This window comes from Nocardia miyunensis NBRC 108239, assembly GCF_001613065.1.
GTDB lineage: Bacteria > Actinomycetota > Actinomycetes > Mycobacteriales > Mycobacteriaceae > Nocardia > Nocardia miyunensis.
This window is the reverse complement of record NZ_BDBQ01000111.1, coordinates 13,715-25,008: the sequence shown is the minus strand read 5'-3', so window position 1 is coordinate 25,008 and position 11,294 is coordinate 13,715. Positions and strand designations below refer to the sequence as shown.

At 65.7% G+C, this 11,294-nt stretch carries 11 protein-coding genes; 2 read left to right on the top strand and 9 right to left on the bottom strand.

The window, feature by feature from the left end; translation table 11 throughout:
- Positions 1–182: 182 nt before the first annotated feature.
- Both NM2_RS40855 and NM2_RS52215 read left to right on the top strand, forming a co-directional pair.
- Positions 183–527 (top strand): hypothetical protein, encoded by a 345-nt coding sequence (locus NM2_RS40855; protein ID WP_067681412.1) that lies wholly within the window; start codon positions 183–185, stop codon positions 525–527.
- A 321-nt stretch (positions 528–848) separates the two neighbouring features.
- The gene (locus NM2_RS52215; RefSeq protein WP_067681409.1) at positions 849–1,211 is read left to right on the top strand and encodes an ANTAR domain-containing protein; all 363 of its coding nucleotides are present in this window, start codon (positions 849–851) and stop codon (positions 1,209–1,211) included.
- Positions 1,212–1,515: 304 nt separating this feature from the next.
- On the opposite strand, the gene NM2_RS40845 is transcribed toward NM2_RS52215, so the two are convergent.
- The 9 genes from NM2_RS40845 to NM2_RS40805 all read right to left on the bottom strand — a co-directional run bounded on the left by NM2_RS40845 (position 1,516) and on the right by NM2_RS40805 (position 11,292).
- A complete protein-coding gene (locus NM2_RS40845; protein ID WP_067681406.1) occupies positions 1,516–2,304 on the bottom strand; it encodes an enoyl-CoA hydratase-related protein in 789 nt (262 codons plus the stop codon).
- Positions 2,301–4,268, bottom strand: coding sequence for a flavin-containing monooxygenase (locus NM2_RS40840; protein ID WP_067681403.1), 1,968 nt, complete (start codon positions 4,266–4,268; stop codon positions 2,301–2,303). The genes NM2_RS40845 and NM2_RS40840 overlap by 4 nt, the downstream gene beginning before the upstream one ends.
- 520 nt (positions 4,269–4,788) lie before the next feature.
- Positions 4,789–5,724 (bottom strand): alpha/beta hydrolase fold domain-containing protein, encoded by a 936-nt coding sequence (locus NM2_RS40835; protein ID WP_067681400.1) that lies wholly within the window; start codon positions 5,722–5,724, stop codon positions 4,789–4,791.
- 43 nt (positions 5,725–5,767) lie between these two features.
- A complete protein-coding gene (locus NM2_RS40830; protein ID WP_067681431.1) occupies positions 5,768–6,775 on the bottom strand; it encodes a phosphotransferase family protein in 1,008 nt (335 codons plus the stop codon).
- A gap of 101 nt (positions 6,776–6,876) precedes the next feature.
- Entirely contained in the window at positions 6,877–7,929 is a 1,053-nt protein-coding gene (locus NM2_RS40825; RefSeq protein WP_067681397.1) for a phosphotransferase family protein, read from the bottom strand.
- Positions 7,930–8,041: 112 nt separating this feature from the next.
- Positions 8,042–9,529 (bottom strand): class I adenylate-forming enzyme family protein, encoded by a 1,488-nt coding sequence (locus NM2_RS40820; RefSeq protein ID WP_067681394.1) that lies wholly within the window; start codon positions 9,527–9,529, stop codon positions 8,042–8,044.
- 121 nt (positions 9,530–9,650) lie between these two features.
- The gene (locus NM2_RS40815; RefSeq protein ID WP_067681392.1) at positions 9,651–10,442 is read right to left on the bottom strand and encodes an SDR family NAD(P)-dependent oxidoreductase; all 792 of its coding nucleotides are present in this window, start codon (positions 10,440–10,442) and stop codon (positions 9,651–9,653) included.
- On the bottom strand, positions 10,439–10,843 hold the full coding sequence (locus NM2_RS40810) for a MaoC/PaaZ C-terminal domain-containing protein (RefSeq protein ID WP_067681389.1): 405 nt from the start codon (positions 10,841–10,843) through the stop codon (positions 10,439–10,441). Before NM2_RS40810 ends, NM2_RS40815 begins: the two co-directional genes overlap by 4 nt.
- Positions 10,840–11,292 carry a MaoC family dehydratase N-terminal domain-containing protein gene (locus NM2_RS40805; RefSeq protein WP_067681386.1) on the bottom strand — a complete coding sequence of 151 codons (453 nt, stop codon included), beginning with the start codon at positions 11,290–11,292 and terminating at the stop codon, positions 10,840–10,842. The genes NM2_RS40810 and NM2_RS40805 overlap by 4 nt, the downstream gene beginning before the upstream one ends.
- Positions 11,293–11,294 lie beyond the last annotated feature (2 nt).

The window sequence follows — 11,294 nt, the reverse complement described above, 5'->3', positions numbered from 1 at the left end:
GACGCGCGATTCGCCCCTCGCTCTCGCCGTCACCTGGCAAGATCGACCATGCCGCCCGATGGCTCGACCACCGACATCCAAGTCACAGCAATGGGTTTCACACCGGCGTCGGTATTCGGCTTTTCGAGGCTGGTCGGTCGGGTCGATCGGCGTGACGACGCGCGAGATGAACAGGAGTGGCAATGGCGGAGGTCCTCATCACCGAGATCCGTTCCGATCGCGACCCTCGGCGAGGGCAGAAGGACCGATCGAGTCCGAACTTCTCGCTGGCCGAGATCCCGGCGGGGACCACGGAATTGCTCTGGCGGACAGAACCCGACACCGGGAAGATCCGGTTCAACGTGATGGCCGATATCCGGGCGAACTCCGACCATCGCGTCTTGTCGAACATCGCCTCCGGCGCCCGAACGCCCCTACCCCGCGAGCGGGAGTCGTTGTCTCGCCGTGGTTTCTACATCGCCAACCCCTCGGGCTCGGAGCAGGACATTTTCGTCGTGAAGGTCTACGCTCTCGTCCCCGACCAGTAGCCCCCGGACAGCCTGACATCGACTTGTCAAATGAACGTGGGGCATTTGTCGGCTCGCCCTGCCGGACGGCACCTTCTGGGTCTCCGACGAATACGGCCCGTTCCTGGTGCATTTCGGGCGCGAAACCTCCTCGATCTCGGTGGACAATCTGACGGTGTCCGATGGTTGAGTGACCGAAGACCACGCGAAAAACCCTCGCGCAGAAGTGTTCTCGCGACGATAAGAAAAGATGGGCCGGTCCCGCGAATTCGATTTCAGCGCTCATGCGTCCGGACCGCGCGTCCGGCGCGCATCCACGGCGCCGAGCACTCGGTCATAGTCGTGGCCGACCGCATCCTGGACACCGACGGGCATCCGATCGGTACCTCGGGGTTCTATATCGACCTGTCCGACACCTTGGCGGTGGCGGAGAAGGAAGCGGTCAGCCAGTTGCGGCCCGAGATCGTCGACTCACGCGCCGCGATCGAACGGGCCAAGGGCGTGCTGATGCGGATGTACCGGATCAGCGACGAGCAAGCATTCAAGGTCCTGGTGTGGCGATCGCAGGAAACCAACACCAAACTGCGGGCCTTGGCCGAACAACTACTCCTCGAGCTGCCGACCTTGACCCAGCCCGACCCTGCGGTGGTGAGCGAGTTCGACCACCTGCTGCTGACCCTGCACGAACGCACACCGCCCGAGTGAACCGTGCCGCCGGCCGCAGTGCGTCGTCCTCTCGAACACGACCGGCTTCCCCTGCCGGTGCCGAGCCGATCCCGATCTCGATAGCCGCTCCACCGACCGGCACGGATCTCTTCGCGATGCCGGGGTGAATCTGCGGCCTCACTGCTGCGATGCGCGGCGGTGGCGCCGACTCGTCGAGCGTCGAGCGCGCGTCCTCGTCGGCGTCCACGAGTTCGGCGCCGGTGACCACGCGCGCGTCGGCGGGAAAGCCGAGCTGGCGAGCGATCGCCCGAGCGGACTTCCGGGTGTTGGCGTTGACGTATTGTCAGTGCGGTCGTGGGACTCCCGGGTAACGGGGGCGCCGTCGATGCGTCAAGCTGTCGATTCCTTCGCGGAAGTCCGGTCCGTCCAGGGCGGCCTCGGCGAGACGGTGTGATTCGTCCACCACTGACTTCAGACTCGATACCGGATCTCGGTTGATCTGCTGCTTGATGACCGCGGTTGCGTACGGCGACGTAGTCTCGGCGAGCAGGGACGCGTAGGCGAGAGCTTCGGGAAGCAGGTCGCCGTCGCCGACGACCTTGGTGACGAGTCCGGCGGCCAAGGCTTCGCGGGCGTCGATGCGCCGGCTGGAAAGGAGCAGGTCGAGCGCGACAGCTCGACCTGCGATCTGCGGTAGAAGCCACGAGATGGCCTGTTCGGCGATGAGTCCGAGCTTGCTGAAGCCGGTGGCGAACGATGCGGAGCTCGACGCCAGGCGAACATCGCAGGTGAGAGCGTGTACGAACCCCATTCCCACGGCCGGGCCGTTGATGGCCGCGATGGTTGGAGTATCGATCTCGAGTGCCACCAGGTGGCCGCGGCGGTCTTCGTCGAGCCCTCGTGACCCGCTTTTCGCGAGCCCTTGGAGCGCTTGCAGGTCGGCCCCGGCGCTGAACGCCCGTCCCCTGCCGGAGACGATGATGGCCCGCACCTCCGGATCGCCATCCGCGGCCTGGAGCGCGTCGAAGTACTCGGTTTCCAGTTCATTGGTCATTCCGTTGAGTTCGTCGGGTCGGTTGAACCAGACGACGGCTGTGCTGTCGACCCGCTCGACCTCGACCAGGGGCTTCATTCGGCCTCCTCTGTCGTCCGGCTCGTTGCACCGACGAGAGAGTCGGGCGTGACGTGGTAGTCGTCGAGGTCGACATGGCTGGTGCGATTCCAGTAATCCGGGACGGTCCACGGGGAGTTCGTCACCACCCGGCCACGACTGTTGCGGTAGTAGCTGCTGACCCCCTCCATGGCGTAGACCATGCGGTCGTTGTTCGCGTCGAGATCGCGGTTGTACTCCTCGAACACGTCCTGCTTGCACTCCACCGCCGACAAATCGCGCTGAACCATCGCCGCGACGAGATCCACGATGTACCGCGTCTGAGCCTCGGCGATCGTCACCCAGCTGCCTCCCGGCGGATTGGTGTTCGGCCCGTAGAGGAAGAACAGGTTGGGGAAACCGGGGGTGGTGATGCCGAGGTAGGCACGCGCGTCGTCGTCGTCCCAGAGTTCGCGCAGCAGTCGGCCGGATCGGCCGGCGATCTCGAGCGGAAACAGGAAGCGTTGCTGCTGGAAGCCGGTACACAGGACGATCGTGTCGACGTGGTGCTTGGTACCGCCGCGAGTGACGAGTGCGTCACCATCGACGGCGCGGACCTCGTCGTGCACGAGTTCGACATGTGGCTTCTTGAGGGTCGCGAACCAGCCGTTGTCGATCAGCAGTCGCTTGCCGAAGGGCGGGTAGGTGGGCAGAGACTTCTCGATGAGGTCGTCGCGGCCCTCGAGCTGACTGTTCAGGTAGTGCTCGAGGAAGCCGCGGTACGCGTCGTTCATCGAGCTGACGCGCTTGCCCTTGCGCTCGCGGTCCGGATCGACCGGAAGGGCTGCGTAGGAACGCTCGGTGTAGAGCCAGTACAGGCGGAACCGGTACCAGCCCCGGTAGTACGGAACGTGGGTGAACATCCAGTGGGTGAGGTCGTCGTGCTGGGCGAAGACGTGCTCGTTCGGGGAGATCCATTGCGCCTCGCGTTGCAGGACCGTCAGTTTCGAGGCCCGGTCGGCGACGGCTGACACCACCTGCATGGCACTGGCGCCGCTGCCGATCACCGCGACCCGTCGGCCTTCGATCGGTACGTCGTCGCGCCATTGGGCCGAGTGGACGACTTCGCCTCTGAACGAGTCGAGGCCCTCGATGTTCGGCACCCGAGGTGTGCTGTGCAGACCCGCGGCTGTGATGAGCACGGTACTGCTGGCCTCGAGGACTGTGCCATCGGGCGCGGTCACCGACACCACCCAGGAGTTGGCCGCCTCGTCCCAGCGGGCACCCCCGACCTCGTGTCCGAGGTAGATGTTGTCCTGGAGGTCGAAGTGCGCTACGGCGGACCTGATGTAGGCCGCGATCTCATCGCGGCCTGCGAATTTCTCGCTCCACTGCGCGGGGAAGAAGGAGTACGAGTACAGGTCGCTGGGTATGTCGACCCGCGCACCCGGATACGTGTTCGACCACCAGGTTCCGCCGACCTGCTCGTTGCGTTCGAAGATCCGGAACGGGATGCCGGCCGCCGCGAGCTGGACGGCACAGGCGATGCCCGAGAATCCGGCTCCGACGATGATGACCGCGAAGTCCGGTCGGCGCTCGGCGACGAGATCTCCGACGAAGGGGGGCTCGTACGGTGCGAGGCCGAGTTGCTCCGCGACGAGCCCGGCATGGATCTCGGGAATGGGCTCGCCCATCGCGGTGGACATCAGCCGGACCATCAACTCTGGTTCCGGTGCGGGATGAGCGGGTGGCCGACCGGCCGACCACGCCAGAACCGCATCGATGGCGGCGGCGCGGATCTCGCGCTGCCGCTCGGGATCGAGCCCGCCGGAGGTCATCTCCTCGACACCCTTGGTAGGCCGAGGGCGGTAGGGGTCCGCGAGCCAGCGGTCATCGCCGGTCAGCTGGTAGAGCACCGGAAGTAGGCAGGGGATGTTCGCGGCGTCCACCGCTGCGGTCAGTGTTCGTCGGTCGATGCCGGGATCGGGTTTGATGTCGTGGCGCATGAACCCTTCTTCCCTTCTCTGGTGCGGTACGTGCTCAGGGAGCCGTGCGGTGGGCAACTGTCGCGCTCGGCGACCGGGTTCCTTCGAAGCGATCGAAAGTTAGTTAGAGTTCTAGCATGGATCTGCGGAAACGTCACTAGTCTACGCGCTCTACTCACGTCGCCACCTCCGTGCTGAGGTGTGGTCGAAGCGGATTTTCTAGCTCTGAACTGCGAATTATGACGTTTATCAGTCGTTTCGACTGCGCCGGAAGTAGACGTGCAACTGGCGGTCTTCAGTTCTTAGAGTTATTGTTAGTTCTGATATTTCTGCCGTAGTAGTCCGGGTGGCGTGCCTGGGATACGTTGATCGACCGCTCTCTCGGGCTCGACGGGGCCGTCCGGATCCGGGACAGCGGAGCGCGCATTGCGGTCACATTCGCGTGCTCAGGCCGAGGCAGCTCACGCGCTACCGGCGCTGTGCTCCCGTGGGAGCGCCGGATCATGCTCGACGCTCCCGAGGGCCGACCCGGATTCGAGGACTACGCCGAGCCCGCGTGGTCGCGATCGGGCCGGTGACCCGGCAGATCGGAGACGAATGCCCCGACCTCGGCGAGCGCCGCGCGCGCGGACGGCAGGGAGGCAGGGAACAGCGTCCAGGCATGGAAGGCATCGGAATGCACGGACAGCCGAGAGCGTGCGTGGAGCCGGCCGGCATCGGCGTGGAGCCGGACGCCGTCGTCCAGCAATGCCTCGTTCTCGCCGACCAGGGTCAGCACCGGCGGGAGCCCTCGCACATCTCCGAGGAGGGGCGAGGCTCGTACATCGGTCGCGTCCGCGCCCGCGAGGTACACCGAGGCGATCATGCGGACCGATCGGCCGCTGATGATGGGATCGCTGTCCGCGTTGGCGACGATGCTCTCGCCGGATGCGGTCAGATCGAGGAGCGGGGACACCAGTACGATGCCGGCGGTGAGCCCGAGCTGGGCGTCGCGCAGTCCCATCGAGGCCGCCAGTGCCAGACCGGCGCCCGCCGAGTCGCCGCCGACGACGGTGCGCGAGGCGCCGTGTTCGGCGACAACGGCAGCCAGCACGGCCTCGGCATCCTCGATCGCCGCGGGGAACGGCGCTTCGGGCGCGAGGCGGTAGTCGGGGGCCAACACCGGCAGGCCCGTGGCCGCCGAGAGCGCACTTGTCGCGGCGTGGTAACCGGCCGAGGAACCGAGCATGTAGCCACCGCCGTGGAACCAGACGAAGATTCCGGCGTCGGCGGTTGTGCCCGGGGCCGACACGAGCCGGCCCGTGACCCCGGCCACCCGCACCTGCCTGACCTCGACAGCGGGGTCCGCGTGCTCGGTGCGGAGCAGCTCGTCGAGGGCTGCGCGGGTGTCGGCGAACGATCGGGTTCGGTCGCCCAGGACCTGTCCGAAGGCCGCCTCGACTCGGGTGACTTCGGGTGATCGTCCGGGATCGGTCATGACGTGCTCCTCTTTTCGGTGCTGCTCGATCGGTTCGAGGAACTCACAGCAGCTCCTGGGCGCGACTGGCGAGCTGGGCTACGAGCGCGCTGCCGGCTTCGATGTCGAAGTCGTCCTCGCCCATCAGCCCCGCCCGGTACCGCGTCACCACCCCGGCGAGGAGGCAGGCGATCTTCCAGAGCGCGAACGAGTGGAACCAGTCGACATGGCGCACATCGATGCCGGTCGCGTCCGCGTAGCGGGACACGACCTGCGCTCGGGTCTGGAATCCGATGTTGCTCGTCGGTGAGTCGACCAGCGGCTCGGCCTCGAGGGGGTCCGGCCACATCGCCAGCAGGCCGCCGAGGTCGGTGAGGGGGTCGCCGATGGTGGCGAGTTCCCAGTCGAGCACGGCCGCCACGGCTCCGGTCGCCGGGGCGATCATGACGTTGGCGAATTTGTAGTCGCCGTGGATCAGGGTCGGGCGTCCCTCGGCGGGGACGTCCGCGCTGAGCATCGCGTGCGTTTCGAGGATGGTGCGTGCACTGCGTTCGTCCAGCTTGGGTGCCCTGGCCGCCCACCGATCGAGCTGCCGGGCCACGTAACCGCGGCCGGGGCCGATCGATCCCAGCCCCGTCGCTTCGAGGTCTACGGCGTGAATGGCGGCGAGGGCGTCGACGATGCTCGATGACGCCTTGTCCCGGAGCGGCTCGGGGAGCCGGGCGCCGTCGTCCGGTGTGGCGAGCACGACGCCGTCGACGAATTCGGTGACGTAGAAGGGAATGCCCCATTCGTCGCCGGACGTCTCCAGGCCCACAACCCCCGGCACCGGGACGCCGGAGCCGGCGAGCGCGGAGACGATGCCGAACTCACGGGCGCCGTCGTGGGTCTGCGCGGTGCCCGGGCCCGAGGCGGGCGGCGTCCGGAGCACGTAGCGACGACCAGCGGTACCGGACACCTCGTACGTCAAATTGGACCGTCCGCCGGTGATGAGCCGGTGGCGCAGCGGACCCGTCAGCTGTGCGCCGTGTCGGCGCAACCAGGTCTCGAGGTCGGCGTCGTCGCGGAGCATGCCGGTGATCACAGGGCATTCACATCCATCGTCATATAGGTCGATCCGATCGATCGGTGGGTCACGGCATCCTCCCGGGTGCCTACGGTTACGGGCGGGAGTCAGCGAACCGAAGCTTCTTCGAAGCGCACGATCTTCTTCAACAGCACCTGCGCGATGCGGCGGTTGAGGTACGTGTAAAGAAGCGGGCGCAGGTCGTGGTAGCGACCATCGGCTTGGAGTTTGATGGCGATGGCGTTCATCGCCAGTAGAGACCACCCCGTGGCGACCTCCCACCAAAGCAGCGTCTGTCGGTCGAATTCGACAGCCGAGCGAGACTCGTAGGCCTCGATGAACCATGAGCGCGGGGCCAGCCCGAAGATGAGATCCTCATCCGCGTACGAGCCGGTCAGCATCCAGGCCAAGTCGTACAGCGGGTCGCCCAGGGATGACTCTTCCCAGTCCATCATCGCGGAGACAGCGCCGTCGGCGCCCCACAGCACGTTCGCGAGACGGAAGTCGCCGTGCACGATGGTCAGATCAGCCGACGGGGCCGGTATGCGGTGACGCAGCCAACGCTCGAGAAATTGGTGGTAGGCGGGAAGCTGGACGTCCTCCTCGCGCAGGCGGTCGGTCCACCGCTCGAGCAGACCGGCGGGTGATTTGACCGAGAGGTGGCCGAGCAACCCGGCAGCGCCGCCGTTCTCGGTCCCGACAGGAACTCGATGAATCCGCACGAGCAGGTCGACGAGGGCTTCGGCCATGCGCTGACGGTCCATACCGGTGCTGCCCGCGCCCTCGGCAGTCATGGTGCCGGGGTCGAACTCGGTGGCGTAGAAGGGACGTCCGACGATTTCGGCGTCGGTCTCCAGAAGCGCTACGTTCGGCACCGGCACTCCCTGGCCGGCCATCTCCCGCAGTAAGCCGGCCTCGACCGCGGGTTCGTACGGTTCCAGGGGCCCGAACGCGGGCGGAACACGCACCACCAGCCGGTCGAGGGCGTCAGGGTTCGCCGAAGGGGTGGTGCGGTCGTACATGATGGTCAGCTGTGAGAGCCCACCGCCCAGCATGCGCCGCGTCACGTGACGTGAGTCGTCCGCGCCGAGTGCTCGGGCGATGTAGCCGTCCAGCGCCTCGATGTCGAATTCGGTTGTCTGATCGTCTGGATGGCTCATGGGACTCAACGGCTCCAGCTGTCAGGGAAGGCTTGGAAGGTGATCATTGCGTGCTCCGTGGCTGGGTTGACGGTTTGTGCGTGTGCTTCGCCGGACAGGGCGATCGGCGTCGTCATCGGCGTTCGGGGGGAGTCTGCGAGCGGAGTTCCCGTCGCAGTACTTTCCCTGAAGCGTTACGGGGAAGACTGTCGACGATGTGAATCGACTGCGGACGCCGGAATCCGGCCAATCGGAGACGCGCCCACTCGAGCACCGACTGCTCGTCGAGCTTTTCATTTTCGGTTACGATGAATGCGGAAACCGCCTCGCCCCATTTATCGTGGGGAAGGCCCACGACAGCCACATCCTGGATATCCGGATGTTTGATCAGAACACCCTCGACTTCAGCGGGATATACGTTCTCTCCGCCCGTGATGATCAGATCGCTCAGTCGATCGGTGAGAAACAGGAAGCCGGCCGAGTCGATGTATCCGGCATCGCCTGTTCTCAACCATCCGTCCGCGTTGCGAAGCCTGCCGGATTGTTCTTCTCGCCGCCAATATCCGGCTATGGCGCCGGGATGGCGCACCCACAACTCTCCTGTCGAGCCCGCTGGAAGCGGATCCGTCGTCACCGTGTCGAAGATACCGATCTCGACCCAGTCGAAGGGACGTCCGACGGAGTGCAGACGACCGATTTCATGTTCTCGGGGCGGCATGTACGTGACCGAGGCGCACTCGGTCATCCCATAACAGTTGTAAAGCACATTACCGAACGTCGCCAGCCCCTTTTCGAATTCCTTTTCGGTCATAGGCTGCCCCCCGTACGCCACGACCTCGACACTCGAAAAATCGCGTTTGCGCTCCTCCTGCACCGCCGCCATCATCGCCACCATGACCGGCGCCAGGGTGATGTGCGTAACGCTGTGGGTTTCGATGGTGTCGGCGACTCGGGCGGGATCGAAGGTCTCGACGATGACCACCTGTCCTCCGACGGACAATCCGTACAGTGGCCAACCACTGCCTCCGACGTGATGGACCGGCATCGCCTGAAGGAGTACCGATCGCTCGTTCATCCCGAGCGGCTCCGCGACGCGGAGCAGATACTCGTAGTTTTCGTTTTTTATCAGTGCGCCCTTCGGAACGCCTGTCGTTCCCGAGGTGTAGCACATCAAGACCACATCATCAGGGGCCGGTTCCACCGAAACCGGCGTCGAAGGTTGGCTGTCTCGAAATGCTGTGTAGTCGGGGCCGTACACGACTCGGGAAATCGTATCCGGGAGGAGGTTTTCCAGATCCTCGTCCACGAAGGCCAGGGTGGCTCCGGAGTCCTCGATCAGGAACTCTATATCGGGAGCGGTCAGTCGCCGATTGAAGGGACTGGCGATCGCGCGCCGCTTCGCCGCACCGAAGAAGAACTCGAAGAACTCGATCCGGTTGTTGCTCAAATAGGCGACCCGATCGCCGGGCCCGATTCCGCGTTCGGCCAGTCCATGTGCGACCGCGTTGGATCTTGCGTCGAGCTCCGCGTAAGTGATCGACTCCTGCGCGTTACGGAGGGCCACTTGCTCGGGACGCTCTTGGACCAGCTTCTGTAGAAGCGATACGAAATCGAAGGACATGTACGTAGCTCCACGCTAATGGGTTTGTAGAACCAATACCTTCGCGATGGGATCGCGCCGGCTGTGGCGACTGACTGCCCCGCGAGCCGCCGCGGCGGACAGGGCTTGTGCGCCGAGATCGTTAGGACGTGGCGTCTGCCTTCTGGGCCCAGCGTGCGAAGTGCCCGTGTACGTCCGGATAGCGCATCAGATGCGCACCGCCGTTGAGATCGATGGTCTCGCCGGTCATCCACGTCGCGTTCGCGACATATGCTACTGCCTCCGCGACATCGTCCGGCGACCCCGCGCGCCCGAGCGGGATGTTCTCGAGGTACTCCGCGCTGACGCCGGGGACCTCGAGCGCGCCCGCGGTGAGTGGTGTCTCGACCAGGCCGGGGGCGACGGCGTTCACGCGGATGGACCGTGCGCCCAGCTCGAGAGCGGCGACTTCGATCAGCATCGCGAGACCGGCCTTGGCCGAGCAGTAGGCGGCCATGCCGATTCCGGGTTGTCGAGCGTTGAGCGAGGTCAGCGACACGATGCAGCCGCCGGACCGTACGGCGTCCGCGGCATGCTTGATGACGATGAAGGAACCGGTGAGGCAGATGTCCACGACCTTGCGGAACTTGCCGACGGGCAGTTCGCTGACCAGGCCGAGGAAATTGACGCCCGCGCAGTTCACGACCAAGTCGAGCGAATGCGCTCGGCCCGCGAACATGGCCGCGACGCTGTCCTCGTCGGTGACGTCGACCCACGTCGACTCGTGCGGTTCGCCCAATTCGGCCACGACGGCGGCGGCCGCGTCACCGTTACGATCCGCGACGCTCACCCGGTATCCAGCTGACGCGAGATGGCGTGCCGTGGCCGCGCCGAGCCCGGAGCCGCCACCGATCACCAGTGCGGCGCGGTCGAGGGAACGTTGGGCGGCGGTCATGGTAGCGCCACCACCGCACTACCCCTCATGGTCTGCGTCCCGTCCTCGAGCACCACGGTGATGCTCAGATGCAACCGTGTCTCGCCGTCGACCTCACTGCGGTCGGTCACCTCGAGGTTCACCACCGGTGCGGCCCCGACGGGCGTGATGGCGGTGAAGCGGCCGGACAGCTCACGGAGCTGGGACTGCGGGAAAGAGTCGGTGACGCCGCGACCCATATAGGCCATGGACAGCATGCCGTGGGCGAACACGTCGTCTAGGCCGGCGGCCTTGGCCGCGTCGCTGTCGATGTGCATCGGGTTGTGATCACCGGACGCGCCGGCGAACAGTGCCAGAGTCTTGCGCGTGATGGCGCCGATCCGGAGGGACGGAATGGTGTCGGGTGTGCTCGTGCTGGTCATGCCGCACTTCCGTTCTTGATCACGGTCACGCTGGAGAAGGTGGCGACGAGTTCCTCGGATCGAGTGACCTCGGTGCGGCGTACCAGGAAATCGAGCGCCCCACCGGCCTTGGAGTACAGGTCCACGCCGCGGGTGGAGAACCGGACTTCGTCGCCGGCGTGTACGAGTCCGTGGTACTCGAAGGTCTGTTCTCCGTGCAGGACCTGGGAGATGTCGACGCCGTAGCGTGCCAGCACGTCGAACACCTCCGACTGCTCGAGCTCGAGCCCGAACAGGAAGGTCGGAGGCGCCAGCAGGTCGGGATGACCGGCGCTGCGCGCCGCGTCGAGATCGTGGTACACCGGATTCGTTTCGCCGATCGCGGTGGCGAACTGCCGGATCCGGCCGCGTTCGACCTGCGTGAGGAGCACCGAGGCGGGCTCGTCCAGGATTGCGGGGTTCAGTGCCATGG

Bases quoted from the DNA above. Each gene is read 5' to 3' on its own strand.
- NM2_RS40855 (WP_067681412.1), top strand. From the start codon at position 183: ATGGCGGAGGTCCTCATCACCGAGATCCGTTCCGATCGCGACCCTCGG.
- NM2_RS40845 (WP_067681406.1), bottom strand. From the start codon at position 2,304: ATGAAGCCCCTGGTCGAGGTCGAGCGGGTCGACAGCACAGCCGTCGTC.
- NM2_RS40840 (WP_067681403.1), bottom strand. From the start codon at position 4,268: ATGCGCCACGACATCAAACCCGATCCCGGCATCGACCGACGAACACTG.
- NM2_RS40835 (WP_067681400.1), bottom strand. From the start codon at position 5,724: ATGACCGATCCCGGACGATCACCCGAAGTCACCCGAGTCGAGGCGGCC.
- NM2_RS40830 (WP_067681431.1), bottom strand. From the start codon at position 6,775: ATGCTCCGCGACGACGCCGACCTCGAGACCTGGTTGCGCCGACACGGC.
- NM2_RS40825 (WP_067681397.1), bottom strand. From the start codon at position 7,929: ATGAGCCATCCAGACGATCAGACAACCGAATTCGACATCGAGGCGCTG.
- NM2_RS40820 (WP_067681394.1), bottom strand. From the start codon at position 9,529: ATGTCCTTCGATTTCGTATCGCTTCTACAGAAGCTGGTCCAAGAGCGT.
- NM2_RS40815 (WP_067681392.1), bottom strand. From the start codon at position 10,442: ATGACCGCCGCCCAACGTTCCCTCGACCGCGCCGCACTGGTGATCGGT.
- NM2_RS40810 (WP_067681389.1), bottom strand. From the start codon at position 10,843: ATGACCAGCACGAGCACACCCGACACCATTCCGTCCCTCCGGATCGGC.
- NM2_RS40805 (WP_067681386.1), bottom strand. From the start codon at position 11,292: ATGGCACTGAACCCCGCAATCCTGGACGAGCCCGCCTCGGTGCTCCTC.